13 protein-coding genes are annotated in these 13,420 nt (G+C 65.4%); 10 read left to right on the forward strand and 3 right to left on the reverse strand.

From position 1 onward, the window contains the following. Positions 1-165 precede the first annotated feature (165 nt). Both AC25ND_RS22150 and AC25ND_RS22155 read left to right on the forward strand, forming a co-directional pair. Entirely contained in the window at positions 166-1,464 is a 1,299-nt protein-coding gene (locus AC25ND_RS22150) for an alpha/beta fold hydrolase family protein (RefSeq protein WP_028690861.1), read from the forward strand. Next, positions 1,457-2,272 (forward strand): MlaA family lipoprotein, encoded by an 816-nt coding sequence (locus AC25ND_RS22155; protein ID WP_028690862.1) that lies wholly within the window; start codon positions 1,457-1,459, stop codon positions 2,270-2,272. The genes AC25ND_RS22150 and AC25ND_RS22155 overlap by 8 nt, the downstream gene beginning before the upstream one ends. Before the next feature lie 140 nt (positions 2,273-2,412). Here the strand turns inward: AC25ND_RS22155 and AC25ND_RS22160 are convergent, their stop codons facing one another. Further along, positions 2,413-3,561, reverse strand: a complete 1,149-nt coding sequence (locus AC25ND_RS22160; protein WP_028690863.1) for a patatin-like phospholipase family protein — start codon at positions 3,559-3,561, stop codon at positions 2,413-2,415. Between the two features lie 75 nt (positions 3,562-3,636). Continuing rightward, complete coding sequence (locus tag AC25ND_RS22165) at positions 3,637-4,572, reverse strand: lipid A biosynthesis lauroyl acyltransferase (protein ID WP_062573171.1); 936 nt, start codon at positions 4,570-4,572, stop codon at positions 3,637-3,639. Positions 4,573-4,672: 100 nt separating this feature from the next. On the opposite strand from AC25ND_RS22165, the gene minC reads away from it, so the two are divergent. The 7 genes from minC to AC25ND_RS22200 all read left to right on the forward strand — a co-directional run bounded on the left by minC (position 4,673) and on the right by AC25ND_RS22200 (position 11,241). Beyond that, a complete protein-coding gene (gene minC / locus AC25ND_RS22170; protein ID WP_028690865.1) occupies positions 4,673-5,434 on the forward strand; it encodes a septum site-determining protein MinC in 762 nt (253 codons plus the stop codon). 96 nt (positions 5,435-5,530) lie between these two features. After that, positions 5,531-6,343 (forward strand): septum site-determining protein MinD, encoded by an 813-nt coding sequence (gene minD / locus AC25ND_RS22175; protein WP_028690866.1) that lies wholly within the window; start codon positions 5,531-5,533, stop codon positions 6,341-6,343. A 3-nt stretch (positions 6,344-6,346) separates the two neighbouring features. Continuing rightward, complete coding sequence (gene minE, locus AC25ND_RS22180) at positions 6,347-6,601, forward strand: cell division topological specificity factor MinE (RefSeq protein WP_011532731.1); 255 nt, start codon at positions 6,347-6,349, stop codon at positions 6,599-6,601. A 112-nt stretch (positions 6,602-6,713) separates the two neighbouring features. Then, positions 6,714-7,349, forward strand: coding sequence for an RluA family pseudouridine synthase (locus AC25ND_RS22185; RefSeq protein ID WP_028690867.1), 636 nt, complete (start codon positions 6,714-6,716; stop codon positions 7,347-7,349). Between the two features lie 90 nt (positions 7,350-7,439). Then, positions 7,440-8,729 (forward strand): M18 family aminopeptidase, encoded by a 1,290-nt coding sequence (locus AC25ND_RS22190; RefSeq protein ID WP_028690868.1) that lies wholly within the window; start codon positions 7,440-7,442, stop codon positions 8,727-8,729. Between the two features lie 140 nt (positions 8,730-8,869). Continuing rightward, on the forward strand, positions 8,870-9,040 hold the full coding sequence (locus tag AC25ND_RS22195) for a hypothetical protein (RefSeq protein ID WP_167388396.1): 171 nt from the start codon (positions 8,870-8,872) through the stop codon (positions 9,038-9,040). 44 nt (positions 9,041-9,084) lie between these two features. Further along, positions 9,085-11,241 (forward strand): mechanosensitive ion channel family protein, encoded by a 2,157-nt coding sequence (locus AC25ND_RS22200; RefSeq protein WP_186596694.1) that lies wholly within the window; start codon positions 9,085-9,087, stop codon positions 11,239-11,241. A 15-nt stretch (positions 11,242-11,256) separates the two neighbouring features. Here AC25ND_RS22200 and AC25ND_RS22205 read toward each other — a convergent pair whose 3' ends face one another. Continuing rightward, entirely contained in the window at positions 11,257-11,970 is a 714-nt protein-coding gene (locus AC25ND_RS22205; RefSeq protein ID WP_069017451.1) for a UTRA domain-containing protein, read from the reverse strand. A 327-nt stretch (positions 11,971-12,297) separates the two neighbouring features. Here AC25ND_RS22205 and AC25ND_RS22210 point away from each other — a divergent pair, with 327 nt between their 5' ends. Continuing rightward, on the forward strand, positions 12,298-13,356 hold the full coding sequence (locus tag AC25ND_RS22210; RefSeq protein ID WP_062361452.1) for an ABC transporter substrate-binding protein: 1,059 nt from the start codon (positions 12,298-12,300) through the stop codon (positions 13,354-13,356). Positions 13,357-13,420 lie beyond the last annotated feature (64 nt).

The following is a 13,420-nucleotide window of genomic DNA, read 5'->3' on the forward strand; positions in this document are numbered from 1 at the left end:
CGACAAGGCAAAATCATGGCCCTGCAGCTATGTTGCACAAGACAAATGTTGTCCGGCGCGGCAACATCTTGTGCGACGAACGACAGGGCAACGGGCAACTTTGTCCAACACGCCGTGGTCCTAGCCTGCGTAATGCACGACCTTGCGTTTTCCTTGGGGGACTACATGCTTCGATCTTTGCGCCTCGCCGCCCTGCTCGGCGGCCTGCTCCTGGCTGCGGCCGCATCGGCGCGGGATATCGACGCGGCGAGCTACGGCTATCCGTTGACCAACCCGTTCGAGGCGACCATCGCCACCACGCCGCCTGAACAGCGCCCGACGCTGCCCAGCGACGACGATATCGACCAGGCCGACTACAGCCTTACCCTGCGCCCGGAGCGCGAGTTCACCCTGCCCGACAACTTCTGGTCGGTGAAGAAACTGCGCTACCGCCTGGCCAAGCAAGACCACGAGGCGCCGTTGATCTTCTTGATCGCCGGTACCGGCGCGCCCTACTCCAGCAGCATCAACGAGTACCTGAAGAAACTGTTCTACCAGGCCGGCTACCACGTGGTGCAGCTGTCATCGCCGACCAGCTGGGACTTCATGAGCGCCGCTTCGCGCTTCGCCACTCCCGGGGTAACCAGCGAGGACGCCAAGGACCTGTACCGGGTCATGCAGGCGGTGCGCGCCCAGCAGGCACGCCTGCCGGTCAGCGAGTACTACCTCACCGGCTACAGCCTCGGGGCGCTGGACGCGGCGTTCGTCAGCAAGCTCGACGAAACCCGCCAGAGCTTCAACTTCAAGCGCGTGCTGCTGCTCAACCCGCCGGTCAACCTGTACACCTCGATCACCAACCTGGACAAGCTGGTGCAGACCCGGGTCAAGGGCATCGACCGTAGCACCACCTTCTATGAGTTGATGCTGGAGAAACTGACCCGTTACTTCCAGGACAAGGGCTACATCGACCTCAACGAAGCGCTGCTGTATGACTTCCAGAAGTCGCGCCAACACCTGTCCAATGAACAGATGGCCATGCTCATCGGCACTTCGTTCCGCTTCTCGGCCGCCGACATTGCCTTCACCTCCGACCTGATCAACCGCCGTGGCCTGATCATTCCGCCTAAGTTCCCGATTACCGAGGGCAGCAGCCTGGAGCCGTTCTTCAAACGGGCGCTGCAATGCGACTTCGACTGCTATCTGACCGAGCAGGTGATCCCCATGTGGCGGGCGCGCACCGACGGCAACAGCCTGCTGCAACTGGTCGACCAGGTAAGCCTGTACGCGCTGGAGGACTACCTGCGCGCCAGCCCCAAGATCGCCGTGATGCATAACGCCGACGACGTGATCCTCGGCCCCGGCGACATCGGTTTCCTGCGCCGGGTGTTCGGCGAACGGCTGACGCTCTACCCCCATGGCGGCCATTGCGGCAACCTCAACTACCGCGTCAACAGCGACGCCATGCTGGAGTTCTTCCGTGGTTAACAGACTGCTGCTCGTCACCGCCCTGCTCGCCAGCGGCTGCGCCCTGGCCGAGGAAGTCGCGCCGCGTGCCAGCGTGGTCGAGGCCGACAAGACCGAAACCCTGACCGTGGAGGCCGACGGTTTCGTCGATCCGCTGCGCGAACTCAAGTTCAACCCCGGCCTGGACCAGCGCGAGTTCGAACGCTCGACCCTGGCCGCGCTGAACATCTACGACCCGCTGGAGTCGCTGAACCGGCGCATCTACCACTTCAACTACCGCTTCGACCAGTGGGTGTTCCTGCCGGTGGTCGATGGCTACCGCTACGTCACCCCCAGCTTCGTGCGCACCGGGGTGAGCAACTTCTTCAACAACCTGGGCGACGTGCCCAACCTGTTCAACAGCGTGCTGCAGCTCAAGCCCAAGCGTTCAGCGGAAATCACCGCGCGGCTGATGTTCAACACCATCATCGGTGTCGGCGGCCTGTGGGACCCGGCGACCAAGATGGGGCTGCCCCGGCAGAGCGAGGACTTCGGCCAAACCCTGGGCTTCTACGGGGTACCGGACGGGCCATACCTGATGCTGCCGATCCTCGGGCCATCGAACCTGCGCGATACCACCGGACTGGTGGTCGACTACGTGGGGGAGAAGGAGATCAACTACCTGAACGTGCCCGACACCGCCAGCGACCACCCGGAGCTCACCGTGCTGCGGGCGGTGGACAAGCGCTACAGCACCAACTTCCGCTACGGGCAGACCAACTCGCCGTTCGAATACGAGAAGCTACGGTATGTGTATACCCAGGCGCGCAAGTTGCAGATCGCCGAATAAGCGCTGTGGGAGCGGCCTTGCCGAGGCGTCGGACCGGTCGGAAAGGGCCGCAAAGCGGCCCCGGCAATCTTGAACCGGGCACACATCCTGGGGCTGCTTCGCAGCCCTATCGCGACGCAAGGCCGCTCCCACATGAGTGTTCAGCCAGGCAGTCCGAGGAACTGACACAGCTCCCGTTTCTTGGCCAACGCATCCTTGCGCCCCAACTCGATCAGTTCGCTGCAATAGCTCGCCTCGAACAGCAGGTAGCTCAGCACCCCCGCACCGCTGGTCTTGGTAGCGCCAGGCCCACGCAGGAAAAGCCTCAGCGCCGCTGGCAGCTCGCGCCGATGACGGGCGGCGATCTCGTCCAGCGGCTGGCTGGGCGCCACCACCAGCACCTCGATCGGCGCCAGCCCCAGGCGCCGGGCGTCCAGGTGCGCCGGCATCAGGTGGCTGAGATGGTTGAGCCGCTGCAGCAACTCGATATCGTCCTCGAGACTGTCGATGAACGTGCTGTTGAGCATATGCCCGCCGATCTGCGCCAGGCTCGGCTGCTGGCCGCTGAACACGCGCTGGGTGGGCAAGGGCGGCGCCGGGCGCTGGGGGTTGCCACTGACGCCGACCACCAGCACGCGGCTGGCGCCCAGGTGCAGCGCCGGGCTGATCGGCGCCGACTGGCGCACCGCGCCATCTCCGAAGAACTCATCGCCCAGGCGCACCGGCGCAAACAACAGCGGAATCGCCGAGCTGGCCAGCAGGTGGTCGATGGTCAACGGCGTGGGCATGCCGATGCGCCGGTGGCGGAGCCAGGGCTCGATGGTGTCGCGCCCCTGGTAGAAGGTCACCGCCTGGCCGGACTCGTAGCCAAAGGCGGTCACGGCAATGGCGCGCAACTGATTGGCCGCCAGGGAGTGGGCGATGCCGTCCAGGTCCAGGTGCTCATGCAGCAGGCGGCGCAGCGGGCGACTGTCGAGCAGCGCCACCGGCACCTGGCCGCCGAGCCCCAGCAGGCTGTGGCCGACGAAGCGGCTGGCCTGGCGGATCACCCCGGGCCAGTCGCTGCGCAGCACCAGGTGGCTGCGAAAGTTCTGCCAGAAGGCGGTCAGGTGCTGCACCGATTCGGCGAAGCGGGTAGCCCCGCTGGCCAGCTTGACGGCATTGATCGCGCCAGCGGAGGTGCCGACGATCACCGGGAAGGGATTGGCCGCCCCAGGGGGCAGCAGCTCGGCGATACCGGCCAGCACGCCGACCTGGTAGGCCGCGCGGGCACCGCCGCCGGAGAGGATCAGGCCGGTGGTTGAGGTCATTGCTCCTCCCTGGAATCAGTGCTTGCCAGTGACCGCCCTATCGCGGGGCCAGCCCGCTACCACGCGGCCCCAGTGTCATTTTTTCTTCTTGTCGTACAGCCGTGGCTCGCCCTCGGGCCGCGACTTGAAGCGCCGGTGCGCCCACAGGTACTGCTCCGGGCACTCGCGCAGCACGCCCTCTACCCACTGGTTGATGCGCAGGCAGTCGGCCTCCTCGGTTTCGCCGGGGAAGTCAGCGAGCGGCGGATGCACCACCAGACGATAGCCGCTGCCGTCCTCCAGGCGCCGCTGGGTGAACGGAATCACCCGGGCCTTGCCCAGCCGGGCGAACTTGGTGGTGGCGGTGACGGTGGCCGCGGGAATGCCGAACAGCGGCACGAAGATACTCTGCTTGATGCCATAGTCCTGGTCCGGCGCGTACCAGATCGCCCGGCCCTTGCGCAGCAGCTTGAGCATCCCGCGCACGTCGTCGCGCTCCACGGCCAGTGAATCGAGGTTGTGGCGCTCGCGACCGCGGCGCTGGACGAAGTCGAACACCGGGTTGCCGTGCTCGCGGTACATGCCGTCGATGGTGTGGGCCTGCCCCAGCAGCGCGGCGCCGATCTCCAGGGTGGTAAAGTGCACGGCCATGAGGATGGCGCCCTCGCCTTCGCGCTGGGCGGCCTGCAGGTGCTCGATGCCCTCGATGTGGGCCAGGCGCGCCAGCCGGGCCTTTGGCCACCACCAGCTCATGGCCATCTCGAAGAAGGCGATGCCGGTGGAGGCGAAGTTTTCCTTGAGCAGATATTGCCGTTCGTCGCCGGACAGTTCGGGGAAACACAGCTCGAGGTTGCGCGCGGCAATGCGCCGGCGCTCGCCGGCTACCCGGTACATCACCGCGCCCAGGGCGCGGCCCAGGCCCAGCAGGGCACGGTACGGCAGTTGGGCGACCAGCCACAGCAGGCCCAGGCCCAGCCACAGCCCCCAGAATCGCGGGTGGAGGAAAGAGGATCGAAAACGCGGGCGTTCCATTGAAGCTTCCGGCAAGACATGAGCCCGGCATTCTACATCGGTTGCGGGCAATCGGTCTTATCGCTATAAGTCAGGGCACTTTTTTCGCAACAAGCCGTCTATGCAGACCATGAGCCCCAACCAGACACCCGACAACGCCCCCGTGTTCCAGCTCAAGGGCAGCATGCTTGCCATCACCGTGCTGGAACTGGCGCGCAACGACCTCGAATCCCTCGACCGCCAGCTGGCGGCGAAGGTGGCGCAGGCGCCGAATTTCTTCAGCAACACCCCGCTGGTGCTGGCCCTGGACAAGCTGCCCCATGACTCGGGCGCCATCGACCTGCCCGGGCTGATGCGCGTGTGCCGTCACCATGGCCTGCGCACCCTGGCGATCCGCGCCAGCCGCATCGAGGACATCGCCGCGGCGATCGCCATCGACCTGCCGGTGCTGCCGCCGTCGGGTGCCCGTGAACGCCCGCTCGAGCCCGAACCGGAAGCGAAGAAGCCCGAACCCGCGCCAGCTCCGCCACCGGCGCCGGCCGAACCCGAGGTCCGCCCGACCCGCATCATCACCTCGCCGGTGCGCGGCGGCCAGCAGATCTACGCCCAGGGCGGCGACCTGGTGGTGACAGGCTCGGTCAGCCCCGGCGCGGAACTTCTCGCCGATGGCAACATCCATGTGTACGGCGCCATGCGCGGCCGCGCCCTGGCCGGTATCAAGGGCAACACCAAGGCGCGCATCTTCTGCCAGCAGATGACCGCGGAAATGGTCTCCATCGCCGGCCAGTACAAAGTGTGCGAAGACCTGCGCCGCGACCCGCTGTGGGGCTCGGGCGTGCAGGTCAGCCTGTCCGGCGACGTGTTGAACATCACCCGTCTTTAACGGATACTTGCCGGCATTTTTAGCGCAACTTTTTTCCCGTTGCCGTTTTTTGTATTTGCAGGGACACGCGTCCCGTTTATTTAGGGGTGAAACACCTTGGCCAAGATTCTCGTCGTCACTTCCGGCAAGGGGGGTGTGGGCAAGACCACCACCAGCGCCGCCATCGGTACCGGCCTCGCACTGCGCGGCTACAAGACTGTCATCGTCGACTTCGACGTCGGCCTGCGTAACCTCGACCTGATCATGGGCTGCGAGCGCCGCGTGGTGTACGACTTCGTCAACGTGGTCAACGGCGAGGCCAACCTGCAGCAGGCCCTGATCAAGGACAAGCGCCTGGAGAACCTGTTCGTGCTGGCCGCCAGCCAGACCCGCGACAAGGACGCCCTGACCCAGGAAGGCGTGGAAAAGGTCCTGATGGAGCTGAAGGAAACCTTCGACTACGTCATCTGCGACTCGCCGGCCGGTATCGAGAAAGGCGCGCACCTGGCAATGTACTTCGCCGACGAAGCCATCGTCGTGACCAACCCTGAGGTGTCCTCGGTACGCGACTCCGACCGCATGCTGGGCATCCTGTCGAGCAAGTCGCGCCGCTCCGAGAACGGCGAGGAGCCGATCAAGGAACACCTGCTGATCACCCGTTACCACCCTGAGCGCGTCGAGAAGGGCGAAATGCTCAGCATCGCCGACGTCGAAGAGATCCTGGCGATCAAGCTCAAGGGTGTGATTCCCGAGTCGCAAGCCGTTCTCAAGGCCTCCAACCAGGGCATCCCGGTCATCCTTGACGACCAGAGCGATGCCGGCCAGGCGTACAGTGACACCGTCGACCGTCTGCTGGGCAAAGAGAAGCCCCTGCGGTTCATCGACGTGCAGAAGCAAGGATTCTTCGCGCGTCTGTTTGGAGGCAAGTAAACCATGAACCTTTTTGACTTCTTTCGTGGCAGACAGAAACAGACCAGCGCGTCGGTAGCGAAAGAGCGTCTACAGATCATCGTGGCGCACGAGCGCGGCCAGCGCAGCACCCCGGACTACCTGCCCGCCCTGCAGAAGGAGCTGGTCGAGGTGATCCGCAAGTACGTCAACATCGGCAACGACGATGTGCAGGTGGCGCTGGAGAACCAGGGCAGCTGCTCGATCCTGGAGCTGAACATCACCCTGCCCGAGCGCTGATCTTTCAGTAGCTCAGGGTTACCTTGTGGGAGCGGGCTTGCCCCGCGATTGCCTCCAATGGCCGTCGCGGTGCAAGCCCGCTCCCACAATGCTTTGCAGAGAACACCTGAACATGCCGCTGTCGAACATCCAGATCCTTCACGAAGACGCCGCCATCCTGGTGATCAACAAGCCGACCCTGCTGTTGTCGGTGCCGGGCCGCGCCGAGGACAACAAGGACTGCCTGATCACCCGCCTGCAGGAAAACGGCTACCCGGATGCCCTGATCGTCCACCGCCTGGACTGGGAAACCTCGGGGATCATCCTGCTCGCCCGCGACGCCGACAGCCACCGCGAGCTGTCGCGCCAGTTCCACGACCGCGAGACCGAAAAGGCCTATACCGCGCTGTGCTGGGGCCAACCGACCCTGGACAGCGGCAGCATCGACCTGCCGCTGCGCTATGACCCGCCGACCAAGCCGCGCCATGTGGTCGACCATGAACAGGGCAAGCACGCCCTGACCTTCTGGCGCATCGTCGAACGCTGCGCCGATCATTGCCGGGTCGAGCTGACACCGATCACCGGGCGCTCGCACCAGTTGCGCGTGCACATGCTGTCGATCGGCCACCCGCTGCTGGGCGACCGGTTGTACGCCAACCCCGAGGCGCTGGCGGCCCATGAGCGGCTGTGCCTGCATGCGTCGATGCTGAGCTTCACCCACCCGGTATCTGGCGAACGCCTGAAGTTCGAGTGTCCGGCGCCGTTCTGATTACTCAAGCCGTATAGTGCCAGCAACAGGGCCGGCACAAATTTTCGAGCAATTACGCTAAACTCGCGCCACTGCTGTCTGGAGTGACTTATGCGCGATGCCCTGAATGCCGGCCTGATCGAATTCCTCAAGGCCTCCCCGACGCCGTTCCATGCCACCGCCAGCCTCGCGCAGCGCCTCGAGGCCGCCGGCTACCAGCGTCTGGACGAACGCGACAGCTGGGCCACCGTGCCCGGTGGTCGCTACTACGTGACCCGCAACGATTCCTCGATCATCGCCATCAAGCTCGGCAAGCTCTCGCCGCTGCTGGGCGGCATCCGCATGGTCGGCGCCCACACCGACAGCCCATGCCTGCGGGTCAAGCCGCAGCCCGAGCTGCAACGCCAGGGCTTCCTGCAACTGGGCGTGGAAGTGTACGGCGGCGCCCTGCTTGCCCCTTGGTTCGACCGCGACCTGTCGCTGGCCGGCCGGGTCACCTTCCGCCGTGATGGCAAGGTGGAAAGCCAGCTGATCGACTTCAAGCTGCCGATCGCCGTAATCCCCAACCTGGCGATCCACCTCAATCGCACCGCCAACGAAGGCTGGCAGATCAACCCGCAGACCGAGCTGCCACCGATCCTGGCCCAGGTGGCCGGCGACGAGCGCGTCGACTTCCGCGCCCTGCTCACCGAGCAACTGGCCCGCGAGCACGACCTCAACGCCGACGTGGTGCTCGACTACGAGCTGAGCTTCTACGACACCCAGGACGCCGCGTTGATCGGCCTGAACGGCGACTTCATCGCCGCCGCCCGCCTGGACAACCTGCTGTCGTGCTATGCCGGCCTGCAGGCCTTGCTGGGTGCCGACAGCGACGAGACCTGCGTGCTGGTGTGCAACGACCACGAGGAAGTCGGCTCCTGCTCGGCCTGCGGCGCCGACGGCCCCATGCTCGAGCAGACCCTGCAACGCCTGCTGCCCGAAGGCGACGACTACGTGCGCACCATCCAGCGCTCGCTGATGGTCTCGGCCGACAACGCCCACGGCGTGCACCCCAACTACGCCGACAAGCACGACGGCAACCACGGGCCCAAGCTCAACGCCGGCCCGGTGATCAAGGTCAACAACAACCAGCGCTACGCCACCAACAGCGAAACCGCTGGGTTCTTCCGCCACCTGTGCATGGCCGAGGAAGTGCCGGTGCAGAGCTTCGTGGTGCGCAGTGACATGGGCTGCGGCTCGACCATCGGCCCGATCACCGCCAGCCACCTGGGCGTGCGCACGGTCGACATCGGCCTGCCGACCTTCGCCATGCACTCGATTCGCGAACTGTGCGGCAGCCATGACCTGGCGCACCTGGTGAAGGTGCTCAGCGCCTTCTACCGCAGCCGCGAACTACCCTGACGGCCAACCCGCTCCCACGCGGACCTGTGGGAGCGGCGGTGTGCCGATGCGACTTGCCCACCGCCTGCCCCCGGTCAATCCGCCTCGCTTGCAAAGCGCTATGCTTGATACATGGCCCCCAAAACAGAAGGATGCTGTTCATGTCATCGCCGTTCCTGTCCCTGTTCGTGCCGGTGTTCCTGTTCCTGATGCTGCTGACCATCGGCTTCAGCCTGCGCGAGCGCAATGTCGGCGTGTTGATGATGTGGATCGGCACCCTCGGCATTTTCGGCCTCACCTGCTGGAAGATCCTCGAGAAACTGCCGTCGTAAACCACTACACTCGGGCAAACGTTTGACCTGAGGTAGAGTTTCCGGTGCCAGCCCTCCTGCGTTGCATCACGCTGCTATTCCTGCTGTTCATCACCCCGGTGCACGCCGCCGGCCTGCCGGGCCTGCTCGGTTCCAGCACACCCGCCCAGCCCGAAGCCAGCGAACCGCTGGGCAAGTCGCTGGACGAGGTGATCAACAGCCTGGAGAACGACCAGCAACGGGCCAAGCTGCTGGCCGATCTGAAGAAGCTGCGCGACGCCAGCAAACAAGCGCAACCCACGGTCGAACAGGGCGTGCTCGGCCTGATCGGTGGCGCCCTGCACGATTTCGAGCAGCAGTTCAGCGGCGATGCCAGTCCGTTCAAGCGCTGGTCGCTGGAAATCGACCAGGCGCAGGATGAGTTGGCCGCGCTGGTGGTGCCGGTGCACCAGTGGCCGGCGATCCTGTTCGGCTTTGCCGGGGTGATCCTGGTCTGGAGCCTGCTGGCCTACACCTTCAACTGGATCGGCCACCGCGTGCGCCTGCGCTTCGGCCTGACCGAGGAACTGCCCCAGCACCCGCGTACCTGGGACCTGGTGCGCTTCGCCCTGCGCAAGCTGGGACCGTGGCTGGTGGCGCTGGTGTTCACCGTGTACCTGAGCTTCGCCCTGCCCTCCTCGCTGGGCAAGTCGATGGCCATGGTGCTGGCCTACGCACTGGTGGTCGGCACACTGTTCTCGGCGATCTGCGTGATCGCTTTCTCGCTGCTCGACGGCCCGCATCGCCACCGCGCCCTGCATATCCTGCGGCACCAGGCGTTCCGCCCGCTGTGGCTGATCGGCAGCTTCGCCGCGTTCGGCGAGGCGATGAGCGACCCACGCCTGACCACTGCCCTGGGCAGCCACCTGGCCCACGCCCTGGCCACCCTGGCCAATGTCGTCGCGGCGCTGTGCACTGGGCTGTTCATCCTGCGCTTTCGCCGCCCGATCGCCCACCTGATCCGCAACCAGCCCCTGTCCCGACGCCTGACCCGGCGCACCCTGAGCGACACCATCGAGCTGCTCGGCAGTTTCTGGTACCTCCCGGCGCTGATCCTGGTGGCGATCTCGCTGTTCGCCACCTTCGTTTCCGCCGGCGACACCAGCACTGCCCTGCGCCAGTCGCTGATGTGCACGGTGCTGGTAGTGGTGTGCATGGTGCTCAACGGTCTGGTGCGGCGCCACGCCGCCAAACCCCGGCGCGCCAACAAGCGCCAGGCGGTCTACACCGAACGCCTGCGCAACTTCGGCTACGTGCTGGTGCACCTGTTCATCTGGCTGGTGTTCATCGAGCTGGGCCTGCGCGTCTGGGGCCGCTCGATGATCAGCTTCGCCGAGGGCGACGGCCATGAAGTGAGCCTGCGCCTGCTGGGCCTGGCCGGCACGCTGATCGTCGCCTGGCTGGTGTGGATCCTCGCCGACACCGCCGTGCACCATGCCCTGGTGCGCTCGCGCCGCGGACTGGCCAACGCCCGGGCACAGACCATGATGCCCTTGATCCGCAACGTGATGTTCGTGGTGATCTTCATCATCGCGGTGATCGTCGCCCTGGCCAACATGGGCATGAACGTCACCCCGCTGCTGGCCGGTGCCGGCGTCATCGGCCTGGCCATCGGTTTCGGCGCCCAGTCGCTGGTGGCCGACCTGATCACCGGGCTGTTCATCATCATCGAGGACTCGCTGGCCATCGACGACTACGTCGACGTCGGCGGCCACCTGGGCACGGTCGAAGGCCTGACCATCCGTACCGTGCGCCTGCGGGACATCGACGGCATCGTGCACACCATCCCGTTCAGCGAGATCAAGAGCATCAAGAACTACTCGCGGGAGTTCGGCTACGCGATCTTCCGCGTGGCCATCCCGCACAGCATGAACATCGACCAGGCCATCACGCTGATCCGCGAAGTGGGCCAGAAGCTGCGCAACGACCCGCTGATGCGCCGCAACATCTGGTCGCCGCTGGAATTGCAGGGGGTGGAGAGCTTCGAGTCGGGCTCGGCGATCCTGCGGGCGCGGTTCAAGACCGCGCCGATCAAGCAGTGGGAGGTGTCGCGGGCGTTCAACCTGGCCTTGAAGCGGCAGCTCGATGAAGCCGGTCTGGACCTGGCGACGCCACGGCTGTCAGTGCAGGTGGTGACGGCTGGCGGTGGCGGCATGGCTGAGACCGGAGGCGCTAGCAGTTAGGGCCGCTTCGCGCCCCTAACCCGCCTCGGCGCGGATGCGGATCGCATCGTGCCGCCAGTATTCCAGGTCACAGTCGATCAGATGCCCATGCTGGTCGCTGTTGACCCGGGTGATGTGCAAGCCCGGGCTGCCCGTCGAGACCTTCAGCGCCCCTGCCGCCGCCACTGGCAACGCGGTCGGCAGGATCTCGAAGCACACCTGCCCATAGTGAATGGCGTACTCCCGCGCATAGATCTCGGTCAGCGACCGGGCCAGGTCCAGCTCGAGGATCCCCGGGAAGTAGCGCGGGTTGAGATAGTGCTCGGCGTACAGCACCGCCCGCCCATCGATGCGCCGCAAACGGCAGATCCGCACCACGCTGGACAACGCCGGCAGGCGCAGGCGCGCGCAGATCGCCGCCGAGGCCGGTTGCAGGCGTGCCGACAGCAACTCGGTGCTCGGCACCCGCCCCTGGTCGCGCACCATCGCATGGAAGTGGCTGCGCTCGATCAGGTCGTAGGTCAGACGCTCGGGCGCGACGAACCAGCCACGGCGCTCCTCGCGGTAGATCAGCCCTTGGGCCTCCAGCTGCACCAGTGCCTCGCGCAGGGTGATGCGCGTGGTGTCGAACACTTCGCTGAGCCGACGCTCGGCCGGCAGCTTGCCGCCGGGGGCCAGCAGGCCGTGTTCGATCTGCTCCTGCAGGGCATGGCAGATGGCTGTTACCGCGCGCGGTGGCGTCGCTTGCATCAAAGGTTACCTATCTGGACTAGTCCAGCCCCATAAAGGGGCATGTGGCGATGGCTACAAGCCTAGGCAAGGCTGATGAACATCCTGTGACAAAGCCTCGCCCAGGGACTTGCCAGATCCGGGCCAGGCCACGCGATTCAAGGCTTTCGATGTGGTCTACGCTGTATCCCGAGAGCCATCGGCCTGCCACCCACTCCTTCTTCTTACATCAAACTGTCACGCAACAGGCCTACCTTGGCTCAAGGTTTGCTGACCTAGACCAGGGGTTCGCAAGCACCGCTTCTGTTCATAACAACGAATGCAAGGCACCCACCAAAGGAGCTTCGGATGAAAAAGTTGTTCATGGCGTCACTGCTCGGTTCGGCCATCGCTTTTTGCACCTCGGCCATGGCCCAGGACCTCAAGGCCCTTGAAGACGCCGCCCGCAAGGAAGGCACCGTCAACAGCGTGGGCATGCCCGATGCCTGGGCCAACTGGAAAGGCACCTGGGACGACCTGGCGAAAAAATACGGCCTCAAGCACAGCGACACCGACATGAGCTCAGCCCAGGAGATCGCCAAGTTCGACGCCGAGAAGGACAACGCCAGCGCCGACATCGGCGACGTCGGCGCCGCCTTCGGTCCGATCGCGGTCGCCAAGGGCGTCACCCAGCCCTACAAGCCGAGCACCTGGGACCAGGTGCCGGCGTGGGCCAAGGATCAGGACGGCCACTGGGCGCTGGCCTACACCGGCACCATCGCCTTCATCATCAACAAGGACCTGGTCAAGGAAGGCGAACGCCCGACCACCTGGCACGACCTGGAAAAGGGCAAGTACAAGGTCGCCATCGGTGACGTCGGCACCGCCGCCCAGGCCGCCAACGGCGTGCTCGCCGCCGCCATCGCCTACAAGGGCGACGAGAGCAACATCGAGCCGGGCCTGCAGCTGTTCACCAAGCTGGCCCAGCAGAAGCGCCTGTCGCTGGCCAACCCGACCATCCAGACCCTCGAGAAGGGCGAGGTGGAAGTCGGCGTGGTATGGGACTTCAACGGCCTGAGCTACCGCGACCAGATCGACCCGAAACGCTTCGAGGTGCTGATCCCATCGGACGGCTCGATCACCTCCGGCTACACCACCATCATCAACAAATACGCCAAGCACCCGAACGCGGCCAAGCTTGCCCGTGAGTACATCTTCAGCGATGCCGGGCAGACCAACCTGGCCATCGGTCACGCCCGGCCAATCCGCGCCGAGCACCTGAAGCTGCCAGCGGACGTGCAGGCCAAGCTGCTGCCCAACGAGCAGTACAAGGCCGCCCAGCCGATCAAGAACGCCGAAGCCTGGGAAGCGACCTCCAAGGCCCTGCCGCAGAAGTGGCAGGAGCAGGTGATCATCGAGATGGAGTAAGGCTGGGCCAACCCGGGGCAGCTGCGCAGCCCATCGCGACGCAAGGCCGCTCCCACAGGGCCCA

It is taken from the genome of Pseudomonas sp. P110(2024) (genome assembly GCF_057480795.1).